16 protein-coding genes and 1 tRNA gene are annotated in these 15,495 nt (G+C 73.5%); 9 read left to right on the top strand and 8 right to left on the bottom strand.

The features are described 5' to 3' along the window. Positions 1 to 51: 51 nt before the first annotated feature. Positions 52 to 1,563, bottom strand: a complete 1,512-nt coding sequence (locus tag ACZ3ZD_RS11820; RefSeq protein ID WP_467395612.1) for a long-chain-fatty-acid--CoA ligase — start codon at positions 1,561 to 1,563, stop codon at positions 52 to 54. A gap of 152 nt (positions 1,564 to 1,715) precedes the next feature. Beyond that, positions 1,716 to 2,903 carry a thiolase family protein gene (locus ACZ3ZD_RS11815; protein ID WP_467395611.1) on the bottom strand — a complete coding sequence of 396 codons (1,188 nt, stop codon included), beginning with the start codon at positions 2,901 to 2,903 and terminating at the stop codon, positions 1,716 to 1,718. Positions 2,904 to 3,058: 155 nt separating this feature from the next. On the opposite strand from ACZ3ZD_RS11815, the gene ACZ3ZD_RS11810 reads away from it, so the two are divergent. From ACZ3ZD_RS11810 to ACZ3ZD_RS11790, 5 genes are all read left to right on the top strand, one after another. After that, positions 3,059 to 3,868: an alpha/beta hydrolase gene (locus tag ACZ3ZD_RS11810; protein WP_467395610.1), complete on the top strand. Its 810-nt coding sequence runs from the start codon at positions 3,059 to 3,061 to the stop codon at positions 3,866 to 3,868. Between the two features lie 84 nt (positions 3,869 to 3,952). Beyond that, on the top strand, positions 3,953 to 4,444 hold the full coding sequence (locus tag ACZ3ZD_RS11805; protein WP_467395609.1) for a Dps family protein: 492 nt from the start codon (positions 3,953 to 3,955) through the stop codon (positions 4,442 to 4,444). A 32-nt stretch (positions 4,445 to 4,476) separates the two neighbouring features. Further along, positions 4,477 to 4,821: a DUF3140 domain-containing protein gene (locus ACZ3ZD_RS11800; RefSeq protein ID WP_467395608.1), complete on the top strand. Its 345-nt coding sequence runs from the start codon at positions 4,477 to 4,479 to the stop codon at positions 4,819 to 4,821. A gap of 11 nt (positions 4,822 to 4,832) precedes the next feature. Next, positions 4,833 to 5,480, top strand: coding sequence for an endonuclease (locus ACZ3ZD_RS11795; protein WP_467395607.1), 648 nt, complete (start codon positions 4,833 to 4,835; stop codon positions 5,478 to 5,480). 67 nt (positions 5,481 to 5,547) lie between these two features. Beyond that, the gene (locus tag ACZ3ZD_RS11790; RefSeq protein ID WP_467395606.1) at positions 5,548 to 6,345 is read left to right on the top strand and encodes an SAM-dependent methyltransferase; all 798 of its coding nucleotides are present in this window, start codon (positions 5,548 to 5,550) and stop codon (positions 6,343 to 6,345) included. 13 nt (positions 6,346 to 6,358) lie between these two features. Here the strand turns inward: ACZ3ZD_RS11790 and ACZ3ZD_RS11785 are convergent, their stop codons facing one another. Continuing rightward, on the bottom strand, positions 6,359 to 7,231 hold the full coding sequence (locus ACZ3ZD_RS11785) for a Cof-type HAD-IIB family hydrolase (protein WP_467395605.1): 873 nt from the start codon (positions 7,229 to 7,231) through the stop codon (positions 6,359 to 6,361). 238 nt (positions 7,232 to 7,469) lie between these two features. Here ACZ3ZD_RS11785 and ACZ3ZD_RS11780 point away from each other — a divergent pair, with 238 nt between their 5' ends. Further along, positions 7,470 to 8,873, top strand: coding sequence for a type I glutamate--ammonia ligase (locus ACZ3ZD_RS11780; RefSeq protein WP_467395604.1), 1,404 nt, complete (start codon positions 7,470 to 7,472; stop codon positions 8,871 to 8,873). A gap of 116 nt (positions 8,874 to 8,989) precedes the next feature. Continuing rightward, a complete protein-coding gene (locus ACZ3ZD_RS11775; protein WP_467395826.1) occupies positions 8,990 to 9,517 on the top strand; it encodes an NUDIX hydrolase family protein in 528 nt (175 codons plus the stop codon). Between the two features lie 136 nt (positions 9,518 to 9,653). Here ACZ3ZD_RS11775 and ACZ3ZD_RS11770 read toward each other — a convergent pair. Next, positions 9,654 to 9,727: transfer RNA gene (locus tag ACZ3ZD_RS11770), tRNA-Pro, on the bottom strand. Between the two features lie 125 nt (positions 9,728 to 9,852). Here ACZ3ZD_RS11770 and ACZ3ZD_RS11765 point away from each other — a divergent pair. Together ACZ3ZD_RS11765 and ACZ3ZD_RS11760 are read left to right on the top strand one after the other, a co-directional pair. Continuing rightward, a complete protein-coding gene (locus ACZ3ZD_RS11765; RefSeq protein WP_467395603.1) occupies positions 9,853 to 10,560 on the top strand; it encodes a transketolase in 708 nt (235 codons plus the stop codon). Between the two features lie 53 nt (positions 10,561 to 10,613). Beyond that, complete coding sequence (locus ACZ3ZD_RS11760; RefSeq protein ID WP_467395602.1) at positions 10,614 to 11,537, top strand: transketolase family protein; 924 nt, start codon at positions 10,614 to 10,616, stop codon at positions 11,535 to 11,537. Positions 11,538 to 11,826: 289 nt separating this feature from the next. Here ACZ3ZD_RS11760 and ACZ3ZD_RS11755 read toward each other — a convergent pair whose 3' ends face one another. Genes ACZ3ZD_RS11755 through tdh form a run of 4 tightly spaced genes read right to left on the bottom strand, consistent with a single transcriptional unit; the run spans position 11,827 to position 15,438 of the window. After that, a complete protein-coding gene (locus ACZ3ZD_RS11755) occupies positions 11,827 to 12,186 on the bottom strand; it encodes an MmcQ/YjbR family DNA-binding protein (RefSeq protein WP_467395601.1) in 360 nt (119 codons plus the stop codon). A gap of 60 nt (positions 12,187 to 12,246) precedes the next feature. After that, positions 12,247 to 13,149: a LysR family transcriptional regulator gene (locus tag ACZ3ZD_RS11750; RefSeq protein WP_467395600.1), complete on the bottom strand. Its 903-nt coding sequence runs from the start codon at positions 13,147 to 13,149 to the stop codon at positions 12,247 to 12,249. A 30-nt stretch (positions 13,150 to 13,179) separates the two neighbouring features. Next, positions 13,180 to 14,373, bottom strand: coding sequence for a glycine C-acetyltransferase (locus ACZ3ZD_RS11745; protein ID WP_467395599.1), 1,194 nt, complete (start codon positions 14,371 to 14,373; stop codon positions 13,180 to 13,182). 36 nt (positions 14,374 to 14,409) lie between these two features. Further along, on the bottom strand, positions 14,410 to 15,438 hold the full coding sequence (gene tdh / locus ACZ3ZD_RS11740) for an L-threonine 3-dehydrogenase (protein ID WP_467395598.1): 1,029 nt from the start codon (positions 15,436 to 15,438) through the stop codon (positions 14,410 to 14,412). Between the last annotated feature and the right edge of the window lie 57 nt (positions 15,439 to 15,495).

Raw genomic sequence — 15,495 nt, 5'->3', positions numbered from 1 at the left:
CTCACCGGCGGGCCCCGCGGCCCGTGAACCGCTCGGCGCCCCGGGAACCGCCTAGCAGCCCGTGTACCGCGTCCGCAGTTCCCGCTTGAGGACCTTCATGCTCGGCCCGAGCGGCAGCGCGTCCGCGATCTCCACGCGCCGCGGGTATTTGTGCCTGCCCAGGTGCTGCTTGGACCACTCGGTGAGCGCGGCGGGGTCGAGGGCGGCGCCCGGCGCGGGGACGACGACGGCGCACACCTCCTCGCCGTGCAGGTCGTCGGGGAGGCCGATGACGGCGACCTGGGCGATCTCCGGATGGCGCATCAGGACCTCCTCGACCTCCCGGGGGTAGACGTTGTAGCCGCCTCGGATGATGACGTCCTTCTTGCGGTCGACGATCCGCAGGAACCCCTCGTCGTCCTTGGTGCCGAGGTCTCCGGTGCGGAACCAGCCGTCCACCAGGGCCTCGGCGGTGGCCTCGGGGCGGCCGAGGTAGCCGGAGAAGACGTTGTGGCCGCGGATGACGACCTCGCCCAGCTCGCCGGGTGGCAGCAGCTCGATCCGGCCCTCCAGCTCGGCGCGGGCGATCTCCACGTCGATGCCCCACAGCGGGTGGCCGATGGTGCCGGGCTTCGTGCCGAACACCGGCTGGTTGACGGTGGCGGTCGGCGAGGTCTCCGACAGCCCGTACCCCTCGTAGATCTTCGCGCCGAACGCGGCCTCGAACCGCTCCAGCACGGCGACCGGGAGCGAGGCCCCGCCGGAGACGCACACCCGCAGCGCGGGGAGCCGGTCGGCGTCGGCGGCGGCGGCCGTGAGGGCGACGAACATGGTCGGCACGCCCTGGAAGGTGTTCACGCCCTCGCGCACCATCAGCTCGATGGCCCGGGCCGCGTCGAAGCGGGGCAGCAGCACGAGCGTGGCACCGGCCCGCCAGGTGGAGTTGAGCGACACCGTCTGGCCGAAGGCGTGGAACAGCGGCAGCGCGCCGAGCGCGATGTCGTCGGGGCGGATGTCGTTGGCGTCGAAGGCGTTGACGGTCGCGTTCATCACCAGGTTGAAGTGGCTGAGGACGGCGCCCTTGGGGACACCGGTCGTACCGCTGGTGTAGAAGACGACGGCGGGGTCGTCCACGGCCCGGGTGACGTACGACGGGAGGGGCTCGGCGTCGGCCGCGAGCTTCTCGAACTCGGCGCCCAGGGTGACCACTCGGGTGCCCGTGGCGTGGGCGGCGGCCGCGCCGGTCTCCGCCTGCGCCGGGTGGACCAGCAGCAGCGTGGCCCCGCTGTCCCGCAGGACGTGTTCGACCTCGCCGGCCGAGAGCAGCAGGTGCACGGGGACGACGACACCGCCCGCCGCCGCGATCGCGTAGTAGGCCACCGGGAACTCGGCGGTGTTGGGCGCCATGAGGGCGACCCGGTCGCCGGGCCGTACGCCGAGACCGGTGAGCGCGCCGGCCTGCGCCAGCGCCCGCCGCCACACCTCGGCGAAGGTGAGCCGCAGGTCGCCCTCGACGAGGGCGGTCCTGCCGGGGCGGCGCCGGGCGTTCTCAGCGAGGATGGTGGCGACGGACAGGGTGGCCATGCGGTGGTGCTCCGTTTCCCTTGCTGCGGCTCGTGTGATCCCCTTGCGGGGCCCCCGTTGCGGCCCCCCGGGCCCTCTTTCGGATCCTGCCGGCGTCGCGGTCGGCCGAAAGGCACCGCCTCCCGAAGCCGGCCTGATCCGAGAGAGAGGACCTAGTGCCGCTCGACCAGCACCGCGCTCCCCTGCCCCACGCCCACGCACATGGTGGCGAGCCCGCGTTCCGCGCCCGTGCGCCGCATCCGGTGCAGCAGGGTGGTGAGGATGCGGGCGCCGGAGCAGCCGAGGGGGTGGCCGAGGGCGATGGCGCCGCCGGTGGGGTTCACCCGTTCGGGGTCGATGCCCAGTTGGTCGACGCAGGCGAGGGCCTGCGCGGCGAACGCCTCGTTGAACTCGGCCTCCTGGAGGTCGGCGGTCTCCCAGCCGGCCCGGGCCAGCACCTTGCGGGTGGCGGGGACCGGGCCGATGCCCATGACGTCGGGGTGGACGCCGGCGGAGGCGCCGGCGACATAGCGGCCGAGGGACTCCAGGCCCAGCTCGTTCAACGCCTCCTCGCCGACCAGCAGGAGGCCGGCCGCGCCGTCGTTCATCGGCGAGGCGTTCCCCGCGGTCACGGTGCCGTCGGCGCGGAAGACCGGCTTGAGGCGGGACAGCTTCTCCAGGGAGGTGTCCTCGCGGACGCACTCGTCCTGTTCGACCACGACGCCGTCGGGCCGCTCGACGGGCAGGAGTTCGTCGTCGAAGTGGCCGTTCTTGCGTGCGGCGGCGGCGAGTTGGTGGCTGCGCAGGGCGAACTCGTCCTGCCGGGCGCGGGAGATGCCGTACCGCCCGGCGACCTCCTCGGCGGTCTCGCCCATGGAGAGCAGGCCGTGCAGCTCCTTCATGGCGGGGTTGACCAGCCGCCAGCCGAGCCGGGTGTCGTGGGTCTCGACGCGCTGCGGCAGGGCCTCGTCGGGGCGGGGCAGGACGAAGGGGGCGCGGCTCATCGACTCCGAGCCGCCGGCGATCACGATGTCGGCCTCGCCGGCGGCGATGGCGCGGGCGGCGGCGGTGACCGCTTCGAGTCCGGAGGCACACAGCCGGTTGACGGTGGCGCCGGGCACGGAGTCGGGCAGCCCGGCGAGCAGGGCGGCCATGCGGGCGACGTTGCGGTTGTCCTCGCCGGCCTGGTTGGCGGCGCCCCAGTAGACGTCGTCCACGCGGGCCGGGTCGAGCGCGGGCACGTCGGCCACCAGGTGGCGGATCACGGTCGCGGCCAGATCGTCGGGGCGCACGGAGGACAGTGCTCCGCGCAGCTTGCCGATGGGGGTGCGGCGGGCGGCCGCGAAGTGGACGGGACGCACGGCTGGTACTCCTGACCTACGACGCTGTGGATCACGGACCTGCGCAGCGCCGGTGGAACTCCCTTTAATTAGCACTGCTAGTTTTCGACTATAGACCCCCGACCGCCCCCCTGGGAAGATCCTCCGGGACCTTCACCGAGGCAACTGGAGGAGAGATGCCCCACGCCCGCGAGCACACCCTCGACGGCACCCACGGCCCCCTCGTCGTCCACGAGTGGCCGCACCCGGCCCCCCGCCGGCTGGCCCTCCTGGTGCACGGCTACGGCGAGCACGCCGGCCGGTACGCGGAACTGGCCGGCGTGCTCACCGAGCACGGCGCCGCCGTGTACGCGCCCGACCACGCCGGCCACGGCCGCTCGGCCGGCGAGCGGGTGCTGATCGAGGACTTCGAGGACGTGGTCACGGACGTGCACGCGGCGGCGGAACTGGCCCGCGCCGCCCACCCCGGCCTGCCCCTGGTCATGGTGGGTCACTCCATGGGCGGACTGGTCGCGGCCCGCTACGCGCAGCGGTACGGCGACGAGCTGAGCGCGCTGGTCCTGTCCGGCCCGGTGATCGGCGCCTGGGAGCTGCCCGGGCGACTGCTCGGGATGGAGGAGATCCCGGACGTGCCGATCAGCCCGGCCGCGCTGTCCCGGGACCCCGCCGTGGGCGCCGCGTACGCCGCCGATCCGCTGGTCTGGCACGGCCCCATGAAGCGGCCGACGCTGGAGGCGTTCGCCCGGACCCTCGACACCGTGGCCCGGGGCGGTGAGGTCGGCCGGCTGCCGCTGCTGTGGCTGCACGGCGACGACGACCAGCTGGTGCCACTGGCGGGAAGCCGGGTGGGGGTGGAGCGGCTGGGCGGCGGGCGGCACACGGAGCGGATCTTCGCGGGGGCGCGGCACGAGGTGTTCCACGAGACGTGCAAGGCGGACGTCCTCGCCGTGACGCTGGCCTTCCTGGACCGGGTGCTGCCCCGCTGATCAGCCGGTTTGCCCCTCAGGGCAGCGGGCACCCGCTCCGACGGACATGACCGTGCACAGCTCACGAAAGGGGACGTACGCACCATGACCGTGGTCAAGAGCACGCTGCCCGAGGAGGCGCTCGGCGTCACCGGGACCGCCCTGCAGGAGACCCTGGTCGACCTGCTCGGCCTGTCGCTGATCGGCAAGCAGGCGCACTGGAACATCGTCGGACCCCGGTTCCGGTCGATCCACCTCCAGCTGGACGAGGTGGTCGCGACGGCCCGGGACCACTCGGACACAGTGGCCGAGCGCGCCGCCGCGCTGGGCGTTTCGCCGGACGGCCGGCCGGAGACCGTCGCCGCCACCTTCGCGCTGCCCGGCACCAAGGACGGCTGGCTGCGCGACACCGAGGTGGTCGAGCTGATGGTGTCGACGCTGGAGCAGGCCGTCCACCGGCTGCGCGAGCGGATCGAGGCGACCGAGAAGGCCGACCCGGTCACCCAGGACCTGCTGATCTCGATCACCGCCGACCTGGAGAAGCAGCGCTGGATGTTCCAGGCCGAGAACCACGCGCGCGACGACGCCGCGCGCTAGGACACCCACTCCCGCACGAAAGGGGCAGAGCCATGCCCGACGCCCTGGAGATCGAGGCGCTGTGGGAGGACTTCCACCGCGCGGTGAACATGACCTCGGCCGAACTCGCCGCCTGGCTGCGGGTCCGGGACGCCGACGAGGACGCGGAACCGCTGCCGCAGGAGGCGGGCACGCCCACCGGGCAGCACGTCCTCGCCATCCTGCAGAAGCGCCGTACCGACCTCACCGACGACGACGTCCGGGTGATGTACAGGGTCGTCGACACCGTCGACGAGCTGGCCGACCCGGAGAACGAGCCCGAGCCGGAGTCCACGCCCGAGGACACCCGCCGGCGGCACCGGCTGATGACGCTGGGCCACGACCCGCTCAAGCCGTAGCCGGTGCGGACATGAACCGCGACGAACGGGTCGTGCACGAGCTGGTGTCCGGGTACGGGCGGACGTACGCCGAGGAGGCGGGCATCCGCCTGAAGGACACCCCCCAGCCGCTGTACCGACTGCTGGTGCTGTCACTGCTGCTGAGCGCCCGGATCCGGGCCTCGGTCGCGGTGGCCGCCGCCCGGGCCCTGCACGAGGACCACCTGGACAGCCCCCGCCGGATGGCCGAGGCCGGCTGGCAGCGGCGGGTGGACGCGCTCGGCCGGGGCGGCTACCGCCGGTACGACGAGCGTACGGCCACCCAACTCGGTGAGGGCGCCCAGTTGTTGACCGAGCGCTGGGGCGGGGACCTGCGCCGGCTGCACCGGGAGGCGGAGGGCGACCCCGGCACGCTCGGGCAGCTGCTCCAGGAGGAGCCGGGCATCGGACCGGCCGGCGCCGACATCTTCCTGCGCGAGGCGCAGGGGGTGTGGCCCGACATCGCGCCCTACCTGGACGGCAAGGCCCTCTCCGGCGCCGGGCGGCTCGGCCTGCCCGAGGACCCCCGCACCCTGGCCGGGCTGGCCGGGGACACCGAACCGGCCGTGCTGGCCGCCGCGTTGGTGCGGGCGGCGCTCGACAAACAGGTGGCCGAAGACTGCCTGCGACGCGCCGCGTGATCGTGTCAGACTGCTCCCCGCACGTCCCGGACCGACCGCCGGGACCGGACGGGTGGAGGAGCAGCACGTGACGGGGACGGGCCGGCAGATCCAGGACACCATCGACACCACGCGGCCGCATCCGGCCCGGGTGTACGACTGGTTCCTCGGCGGCAAGGACAACTACCCGGTCGACGAGGAACTGGGCCGGCGGATCGCCGGCATCGACGCGGGCGCGCAGAAGGCCGCCCGCGCCAACCGGGCCTTCATGCACCGCACCACCCGGGCGTTGGCCGGGGAGCGGGGCATCCGCCAGTTCCTGGACATCGGCACCGGCATCCCGACCGAACCGAACCTGCACCAGATCGCCCAGTCGGTGGCCCCGGACGCCCGCGTCGTCTACGTCGACAACGACCCCATCGTGCTGGCCCACGCCGGCGCGCTGCTGCGCGGCACCCCCGAGGGCGTCACGGAGTACGTCCAGGCCGACGCCCGCGATCCGCAGCGCATCCTGGAACAGGCCGCCCGCGTCCTGGACCTCGAGCGCCCGGTGGCCCTCTCCCTCATCGCCCTGCTCCACTTCATCGCCGACGAGGACGGCGCCCACGACCTGGTGGACACCCTCGTCGGCGCGCTGGCACCGGGCAGTTGCCTGGTGCTGTCCACGATGACCGCCGACTTCGAACCCGAGAACGTCGAGAAGGGCATCGCGGCCTACGCGGCCGGCGGGGTCACCCTGGTCGCCCGCTCGCACGCCGAAGTGGGCACGTTCTTCGAGGGGCTGGAGCTGCTGGAGCCCGGGATCGTCTCCGTGGCACGGTGGCGGCCCGAGAGCACGCCCGACGAGCCGATCTCGCTGTACGGCGGGGTCGCGCTGAAGCCCTGAGCCGGGCCGCCACTCAGCTCTCCGGGCCGCCCCGCAGGCCGAGCACGTGGGCTATGGTGCGCAGCACGCCCGCGTCGTTGTTGGACGGGGCCAGGTGGCGGGCCCTGCGGATCACCTCGGGGTGCGCGCCGGCCATGGCGAAGGACCACTCGGCGGCGTCGAGCATCTCCAGGTCGTTCAGGTAGTCACCGAAGACCATGGTCTGCGCCGGGGTGATGCCGAGCGTCCGCTGGAGGCCGCGCAGGGCGGCGCCCTTGTCGGCGGTGCGGTTCATCACGTCCACCCAGTGCGCGCCGGAGACCACGACCTGGTGGGTGCCGGCGAACTCCGCGAGGGCCGGGGCGGTGCTGTGCTCGGCGGAGCCGAAGTCGAACAGCGCGACCTTGATCACGTCGTCGTCGACCGCGGTGACGTCCTCGACGATCCGGTGCTCGACGTAGTACGTGCGCACCTCCGACAGGAACGCCTCGTCGGTCCGCTCGACGTACGCCGCCCGCTTGCCGCAGACCACGGCGCCGACGTCCGCGCCGTCCGCCACCAGCCGCCGTACCGTCCGGACCAGCCCGGCGACGGCGGACCCGTCGAGCGGGTCCGAGCTGAGCTCCACGCCGTCGCGGACCACGTACGTGCCGTTCTCCGCGATGAACACCATGCCCTCGGCGACCCGCGCGAACTGCCGGTGCAGGGTCGCGTACTGGCGTCCGCTCGCCGGGCTGAACAGCACCCCTCGCCGGCGCAGTTCGGCGAGCATCGGCCACAGGCCGTCGGGGATCCGCTTGTGGTCGTCCAGCAGTGTGCCGTCCATGTCGGTGACGATCAGCCGGATGTCTGCGGGGCCGGCGGGCAGTCCGGCGGTGTCCAGGAGGGTGGCGGGCGTGACGGGCATGTCCTGCTTCCGGTCGGGGGCGGGGATACCGGTCCAGTGTTCCTCATGCGTCCCACGTGCCCGGAACCGCCCACGGTGCCCGGTTGCCGGGACAGCGCGACCGGCGGGCGGCACAATGACGGCGGACGCGTGAGAAGGGCGGACCGCCTCGCCGGGCGGGCGGCCGGAAGCGTGCGCGAGGGCCCCGGCGGCCGGACGGGGCGGCCGGGCGCCCGCGCGGCCACGCCGAGGAGGACGTATGACGACTTTCGCCGACCCGGTGCCCGGCGGCCGTCCCGGCGACCTGCGCCGGGTCGCCGCCCTCACCGCCGACCTGTCCGCGCGGGGCGTCCACGGGATCGTGCTGGCGTACGTCGACACGGCGGGTGTCGGCCGGATCAAGACGATCCCCCCGGCCCGGCTGGAGGCGGCCGTGTCCCGGGGCGTCGGCATGTCCCCGGTGTTCGACACCTTCCTCGCCCACGACTCCGTCGTCACCACCGACGTCCTCGGCTCCCCCGACGGCGACCTGCGACTCTACCCGGACCTCGACCAGCTGGTGGTGCTGGCCGCGCAGCCCGGCTGGGCCTGGGCGCCGGTGGACCGGATCACCCAGGAGGGTGCCCGGCATCCCGGCTGCGCCCGGACCTTCCTGCGCCGGACCGTCACCGACGCCGCCGAACGGCACGGCCTCGCCTTCAAGGCCGCGATCGAGATCGAGTGGTCCGTCGGACTCGGTTCGGCGCCCGCCGGGGAGTTCGTCCCGGCGGTCTCCGGTCCGGCGTACGGCGCGATCCGGCAGGTCGGGCTGAGCGACTACACCGCCGATCTGCTGGCCGCGTGCGCCGCGCAGGGCGTGGACGTCGACCAGCTGCACCCCGAGTACGCGCCCGGGCAGTTCGAGATCTCGGTGGGCGCGCGGGACCCGGTGGCCGCCGCCGACCTCAGTGTGCTGGTCCGCCAGACCGTCCGGGCGGTGACCCAGCGGCACGGCCTCAGGGTGTCGTTCGCGCCCGCGGTGACCGCCGAGGGCGTCGGCAACGGCGGACACCTGCACCTGTCCTGCTGGCGCGACGGGGTGAACCTGCACGCGGGCGGCGAGCGCCGGTACGGCATGACGGCGGACGCGGAATCCTTCGCGGCCGGTGTCCTCGCCCGCCTCCCGGCGCTGACGGCGGTCACCGCCCCCAGCCCGGCCAGCTATCTGCGGCTGCGGCCCGCCCAGTGGGCCGGGGTGTTCACCGCCTGGGGCCACGAGACCCGCGAGGCCGCCCTGCGCATGATCACGGGCACGGCCGGCCGGCACGACCAGGACGCCAACATGGAGGTCAAACCCGTCGACCTGGCCGCCAACCCGTATCTCGCCCTCGGCTGTGTGATCGCCGCGGGAGTCGACGGCCTCACGGCGGCCCGCGTCCTGCCCGAGGAGATCACCGGCGACCCGGCGCGCTACGGCCCCGACGAGGCGGCGGCCCGGGGCGTACGCCGGCTGCCGCGGTCCCTGCCCGAGGCCGTCGAGGAATTCCGCGCCGACCCTGTGCTGCGGGCCGCGCTGGGCCCGGTCCTCGCCGACGCGGTGACCGCCGTACGGCTCGGCGAGGCGGCGGCCGTCGCCGGCCTGGACCCCGACCGGGTCGCGGCGGCCTACCGCTGGACGTACTGACCGATGCGCGGGGCGTCGGCCGGGCTCGACTCGTCGGCGTCCACGCGGCCCTGCCCGAACGTGCCCGCGACCCGGCGGGCGCCCCACCCGGAAAGTATGATCAAGCAATGTCTGACATGACCGAAACCACGCCCGGCTGGCTGACCACGGACGAACTGGACATGGCCAGGGCCCGGATGCCGATCCTGTACGTCGAGGCCGTGCCCGTGCGCGTGGACGACAGCGGTGAAGTCACCAGCGTCGGCCTGCTGCTGCGCATCGGCCCGGACGGCACCGTCAGCCGGACCCTGGTCTCCGGCCGCGTCCTGCACCACGAGCGGGTCCGCGACGCGCTGCTGCGCCACCTGGAGAAGGACCTCGGCCCGGTCGCCCTGCCCCGGGTCCCCGCCTCACTCCAGCCGTTCACGGTCGCCGAGTACTTCCCGACCGCCGGCGTCACGCCGTACCACGACCCGCGCCAGCACGCCGTCTCCCTCGCCTACGTCGTGCCGGTGACCGGGGACTGCCGGCCCCGCCAGGACGCGCTGGACCTCGTCTGGTTCAGCCCCCAGGAGGCCGCCTCCGCGGCCGTGCAGAGCGAGATGCCGGGCGGCCACGGGGTGCTGCTGAAGCAGGCCCTGGCCCATGTCGGCGTGGTGATCTGACGCCCCCCCGGGGGGCACGGCCGGCGCGACCGCCGCGGGCGGAGTTCCTCACCGCTCGGGGAACGGCCTCCCGGAGAACGATCGAGGGCCGGTTTCGGAAGCTCCGAAACCGGCCCTGATCTGCGACTGTCTCCAGTCGGGACGACAGGATTTGAACCTGCGACCCCTTGACCCCCAGTCAAGTGCGCTACCAAGCTGCGCCACGTCCCGTTGCCGTGTGACCTGGGGTTTCCCCGGTCGCAACGCGCAGGGAAACAATACCGCACTCGGATCGGTGGTCGCGCGCGCCTTCCGGTGTTGACCTCAAGTCCGGTTGAGGTTGCATGATCATCGGCATGACGATCGCAACGGACCAGGGCCGCACGTACGGCTATGACGACCTGCCCCGGCTGATGGGCATGATGACCGGCGACGAGAAGCACGGCCCGGCGGCCACCTCCACGCTCGACGCGCTGTGGGTGCTCTACGACCGGGTGCTCAGGGTCGCTCCGGAGCTGCGGGAGGACCCGGCCCGGGACCGGTTCCTGCTGAGCAAGGGGCACGGCCCCATGGCGTACTACGCGGTGCTCGCCGCGAAGGGGTTCCTGCCGGTGGACTGGCTGCCCGGCTTCGGGTCGTACGACTCCCCGCTCGGGCACCACCCGGACCGGGTGCTGGTGCCGGGGGCCGAGATCGGCAGCGGGTCGCTCGGGCACGGGCTGCCGATCGCCGTGGGCACCGCGCTGGGCCTGCGGGCGCAGGGCCGGCCCGACCCGGCGGTGTGGGTGCTGATCGGGGACGCCGAGCTGGACGAGGGCAGCAACCACGAGGCGATCGCCTTCGCCGGCCCGGCCGGTCTCGACCGGCTGCACACCGTCGTGATCGACAACTCCTCCGCGAGCCACGCGCTGCCCGGCGGGATCGCCGCCCGGTTCGAGGCGGCGGGCTGGTCCGCGGCCACCGTCGACGGGCGCGACCACGAGGCGCTGTACGACGCGTTCACCGCGCCGCACCCCGGCCGGCCGCGGGTCGTCGTGGCCCGCGTCGAGCCGAAGAACGCCTGACCCGCCCCTGTCTTCGTATTTCCCTACGTTCCGATATGAAAGGGCACACCGCCATGGACACCATGCGTGACCGTCTCGCCCCCGTCGTCTCCCGGCTGCTGGACGAGGATCCACGGGTCGCGGTCGTCCTGGCCGAGATCGGCCGGGACGGCTTCCGCGAGGCCGAGCGCCGGCACCCCGACCGTGTGATCAACGTCGGCATCCGCGAGCAGCTGCTGGTGGGCACGGCGGCGGGCCTCGCGCTCACCGGGCTGCGACCGGTCGTGCACACCTTCGCCAGCTTCCTCGTGGAGCGGCCGTTCGAGCAGCTCAAGCTGGATCTGGGGCACCAGGACACGGGCGCGGTGCTGGTCAGCGCAGCCGCCTCCTTCGACTGGCCGGCCGGTGGCTTCACGCACATGTCCCCGGGTGACGTGGCCCTCCTCGACACGCTGGACGGCTGGACCGTGCACGTGCCCGGGCATCCGGACGAGGCCGAGACGCTGCTGCGGCACGCGGTCGCCGCGGGGGACGACCGGGTGTACGTGCGGCTGTCCGTGCAGTCCAACCGGCAGGGCCGGGCGGTGGACGGGCAGCGCTTCCACCCGGTCCGCGAGGGCCGCTCCGGTGTGGTCGTCGCCGTCGGGCCGATGCTGGAGACGGTCCTCGCCGCCACGGAGGGCCTGGACGTGACCGTGCTGTACGCGACGACCGTACGGCCCTTCGACGCGGCCGGGCTGCGCCGGGCGACGGAGGCGGCGGGCACGGACGTCGTGCTGGTCGAGCCGTACCTGGCGGGGACGTCGACAGGCGCGGTGAGCGAGGTGCTGGCCGATGTGCCGCACCGGGTGCTCGGGCTCGGCGTCGGCCGCCGCGAGCTGCGCCGCTACGGCACGATCGAGGAGCACGTGGCCGCGCACGGACTGGACGCGGCGAGCCTGCGGGAGCGGATCGGCCGGTTCCTCACCGCCGGGAGGACGACGGCGGGGCGCGGGTGATTCCCGCGGCTGCCCAGCGGCCGGCGGACGGTGGCCTCATCGGCCCGGACCAGGTCGCGTACCGGCGGGACGGCGAGCGGGGTCGCCGCCCCGAGCAGGCTCAGGGCGCCGGCGGCCGGCCGCACGTGGCCGGCCCCGAGCGCCCCGGCCAGGTCCTGGCCGACCGGCATCCTGGCGAGGGAGCCGGTCACGTCGCAGACGCGGATGCGGTGGAGGACGTCGGCGGGACCTGGATCAGCACGGTGGTCGCCCCCCTCACGTCCCGGAACGACACCGCCCACCGGGGTGCTCAGAGCCCGGGCGGGACGCCCAACCCGGGGTGGGATTCCAGGAGTCGGGCCGGAGCGGCCTGGCGCCAGGAGTCGGCGAGGATGTCCCGCAGCTCCTCCTCGCCCTCCAGCGCGGCCAGTCTCGCTCTCACCCAGGCGAACTGGGCCTCGTGGTCGGCGATCCAGAACTTCTCCGGTTCGGCCAGCACCAGTTCGTCGCGCTCGTCCTTCGGGCAGCGCACGGCGATGGACGTCTCGTCCTCGGGCAGGGTCGCGAACATCTTTCCGGCGACCCGGAACGTGGGCATGCTCCAGGCGATCTTCTCCGTGGTGTCCGGCAGGGACAGGGCGAGGCGGCGTACGTCTTCTGCATCCGGCATGCCACGCAAGGTAACCCCTGCCACTGACAGTCACCCTGCGCGGCCCCCGTCACGGACGCCTCACGCCTGCGCCGCCTCGCCGAGCGCCTGGAGCACCGGGCGGATCAGCGGGTGTCCCTCGGCGCCCCGGCGGACGGCGGCGAACACCCGGCGGGTCGGGGCGACACCGTCGACAGGCCGTACGACCACACCGGCGAGGTCCATGCCGCGCAGCGCGGACCGCGGTACGAGCGCCACGCCGGCGTCGGCCGAAGCCAGGGCGACGACGGCCCGGAAGTCGTCGGAGGAGTGTTCCAGGCGGGGCTGGAAACCGGCGCTCTCGCAGGCCAGGACGACCACGTCGTGACAGGGGTTGCCGGGGTACGGGCCGATCCAGGGGTCCTTGGCCAGCTCGGCGAGCGGCACCTCGGGAGCGTCCGCCAGGCGGTGCCCCACCGGTACGACGGCGTCGAACGGCTCGGCGTACAGCGGCACATGGGTCAGACGGGGGTCGCCGACGGCCGGGGCGCCCCGGTACTCGACGGCGACCGCGACATCGACCTGCCGGTCCAGCACCATGGGCAGGCTGGCGTCGCCCTCCGCGTCCTGCACGCGGATCCTTATGCCGGGCGCGGTGTGGGCGAGGCGGGCCACGGCCGGGGCCACGACCTGGGCGATGCCGGTCGCGAAGGCCGCCACGGTGACCGTGCCCGCCTCGCCGGAGCCGTAGGCGGCCAGCTCGGCCTCGGCCCGCTCCAGCTGGGCGAGGACCGCGTTGGTGTGGCCGAGCAGGATCTCGCCGGCCGGGGTGAGCCGTACGCCCTTGGCGCCGCGCTCGACCAGGCGGTGGCCGGTCTCCTGCTCCAGTGCGGTCAGCTGCTGGGAGACGGCGGAGGGGGTGAGGTAGAGCGCGGCCGCCGCCGCCGTGACCGTGCGGTGGTCGGCCACCGCACGGAGGATGTGGAGCCGCCGCGCCTCGATCATGCCCCCATTATCCCAGGGTGTCCGCCCTGGTCAGGCCTCCAGTTCGGCGCGTGCCGCGATGAAGGCGTCGACCGCGCGGTCGACGTCGTCCGTGGAGTGCGCGGCGGACAGCTGGACGCGGATGCGGGCCTGGCCCTGCGGGACGACCGGGTAGGAGAAGCCGATCACGTAGACCCCGCGTTCCAGCAGCAGTTCGGCCATGCGGGCCGCCTCGGCCGCGTCACCGATCATGACGGGGGCGATGGCGTGGTCGCCGGGCAGGACGTCGAACCCCTCCTCGGTCATCCGGCGGCGGAACAGGGCGGTGTTCTCGGCGAGGCGGACCCGCAGGTCGTCGGCCGACTCCAGCAGGTCGAGGACCTTGAGGGAGGCGGCGGCGATGACCGGGGCGAGCGTGTTGGAGAACAGGTAGGGGCGGGAGCGCTGGCGCAGCAGGGCGACGATCTCGGCGCGGGCGGCGACATAGCCGCCGGAGGCGCCGCCGAGCGCCTTGCCGAGGGTGCCGGTGATGATGTCGACCCGGTCCATGACGCCGTGCAGTTCGGGCGTGCCCCGGCCGGTCGGGCCGACGAAGCCGACGGCGTGCGAGTCGTCGACCATGACCATCGCGTCGTAGCGGTCGGCGAGGTCGCAGATCTCCGCCAGGGGCGCCACATAGCCGTCCATGGAGAAGACGCCGTCGGTGACGATCAGGCGGCGCCGGGCGTCGGAGGCCTCCTTGAGCTTGGCCTCCAGGTCGGCGAGGTCGCGGTTGGCGTAGCGGAAACGGCGGGCCTTGGACAGCCGGATGCCGTCGATGATGGAGGCGTGGTTGAGGGCGTCGGAGATCACCGCGTCCTCCTCGCCGAGCAGGGTCTCGAAGACACCGCCGTTGGCGTCGAAGCAGGAGGAGTACAGGATCGTGTCCTCCTGGCCGAGGAACGCCGACAGCCGGCCCTCCAGCTCCTTGTGGACCTCCTGGGTGCCGCAGATGAAGCGGACGGAGGCCATGCCGTAACCCCAGCGGTCCAGCGCGGCGTGCGCGGCGGCGACCACCTCGGGGTGGTCGGCGAGGCCGAGGTAGTTGTTGGCGCAGAAGTTGAGGACCTCGCCGGGGCGGCCGCCGGCCGAGACGTTGACGGTCGCGGACTGCGGGGTGTCGATGACCCGCTCGGGCTTGTGCAGGCCGGCGGCGCGGATCTCGTCGAGGGTGGCGCGCAGGTCCTCGCGGACGGTGTCGAACATGGGGGCTCTCCTGAAGGTGCTCGCGGTCGAAGGGGGTTACACGGTCCAGTCGAGGATGACCTTGCCACCGGTGCCGCCGGCCGCGTCGGCGAAGGCCGCCTCGAAGTCGCGGTAGCCGTACCGGCCGGTGATCACCGGGGCGAGGTCCAGGCCGCCCTCCAGCAGCACCGACATCGCGTACCAGGTCTCGAACATCTCACGGCCGTAGATGCCCTTGATGGTGATCATCGAGGTGACGATCCGGGCCCAGTCGACCGGGAACTCCTGGGCGGGCAGGCCGAGCATGGCGATCTTGCCGCCATGGGTCATGTTGGCGATCATCTCCCGCATGGCCTCGGCCCGCCCGGACATCTCCAGGCCGACGTCGAAGCCCTCGCGCAGCCCCAGCTCGCGCTGTCCGTCGGCGATCGTCGTCCGGGCGACGTTCAGGGCGAGGCTCACCCCTATCTTGCGGGCGATGTCCAGGCGCTCCTCGCTGACGTCGGTGATGACGACGTTGCGGGCGCCCGCGTGCCGGGCCACGGCGGCGGCCATCAGGCCGATCGGGCCGGCACCGGTGATCAGCACGTCCTCGCCGACCAGCGGGAAGGAGAGCGCCGTGTGCACGGCGTTGCCGAACGGGTCGAAGATCGCGGCGACGTCGAGGTCGACGGGCACCCGGTGCACCCAGACGTTGGACGCGGGCAGGGCGACGTACTCGGCGAACGCGCCGTCGCGGCCGACGCCGAGGCCGACGGTGGCCCGGCACAGGTGGCGGCGGCCGGCCAGGCAGTTGCGGCACTTGCCGCACACCAGGTGGCCCTCGCCGCTGACCCGGTCCCCTATGCGGATGTCGGTCACGTCCCGGCCGGTCTCGACGACCTGCCCGACGAACTCGTGGCCGAGCACGAGGGGCGTGCGGATCGCCTGCTGGGCCCAGCCGTCCCAGGCCCGGATGTGCAGGTCGGTGCCGCAGATACCGGTCCGCATGACCTTGATCAGGACATCACCGGGGCCGATGGCGGGCTCCGGGACGTCCGTCAGCCACAGTCCCGGCTCCGCCTTCTCCTTGACGAGCGCCTTCAACGCTAGGGCTCCTGTGAGTCAGGCCCGGCCCACGGGCACGCCGAAGGAGCCCGCACC

The organism is Streptomyces sp. NPDC023481 (genome assembly GCF_055560195.1).
The sequence above is the reverse complement of the archived record's forward strand: the minus strand, read 5'-3'. Positions and strand labels throughout refer to the sequence as shown.

Bases quoted from the DNA above. Each gene is read 5' to 3' on its own strand.
- ACZ3ZD_RS11820 (WP_467395612.1), bottom strand. From the start codon at position 1,563: ATGGCCACCCTGTCCGTCGCCACCATCCTCGCTGAGAACGCCCGGCGC.
- ACZ3ZD_RS11810 (WP_467395610.1), top strand. From the start codon at position 3,059: ATGCCCCACGCCCGCGAGCACACCCTCGACGGCACCCACGGCCCCCTC.
- ACZ3ZD_RS11805 (WP_467395609.1), top strand. From the start codon at position 3,953: ATGACCGTGGTCAAGAGCACGCTGCCCGAGGAGGCGCTCGGCGTCACC.
- ACZ3ZD_RS11800 (WP_467395608.1), top strand. From the start codon at position 4,477: ATGCCCGACGCCCTGGAGATCGAGGCGCTGTGGGAGGACTTCCACCGC.
- ACZ3ZD_RS11795 (WP_467395607.1), top strand. From the start codon at position 4,833: ATGAACCGCGACGAACGGGTCGTGCACGAGCTGGTGTCCGGGTACGGG.
- ACZ3ZD_RS11785 (WP_467395605.1), bottom strand. From the start codon at position 7,231: ATGCCCGTCACGCCCGCCACCCTCCTGGACACCGCCGGACTGCCCGCC.
- ACZ3ZD_RS11780 (WP_467395604.1), top strand. From the start codon at position 7,470: ATGACGACTTTCGCCGACCCGGTGCCCGGCGGCCGTCCCGGCGACCTG.
- ACZ3ZD_RS11775 (WP_467395826.1), top strand. From the start codon at position 8,990: ATGACCGAAACCACGCCCGGCTGGCTGACCACGGACGAACTGGACATG.
- ACZ3ZD_RS11765 (WP_467395603.1), top strand. From the start codon at position 9,853: ATGACGATCGCAACGGACCAGGGCCGCACGTACGGCTATGACGACCTG.
- ACZ3ZD_RS11760 (WP_467395602.1), top strand. From the start codon at position 10,614: ATGGACACCATGCGTGACCGTCTCGCCCCCGTCGTCTCCCGGCTGCTG.
- ACZ3ZD_RS11755 (WP_467395601.1), bottom strand. From the start codon at position 12,186: ATGCCGGATGCAGAAGACGTACGCCGCCTCGCCCTGTCCCTGCCGGAC.
- ACZ3ZD_RS11750 (WP_467395600.1), bottom strand. From the start codon at position 13,149: ATGATCGAGGCGCGGCGGCTCCACATCCTCCGTGCGGTGGCCGACCAC.
- ACZ3ZD_RS11745 (WP_467395599.1), bottom strand. From the start codon at position 14,373: ATGTTCGACACCGTCCGCGAGGACCTGCGCGCCACCCTCGACGAGATC.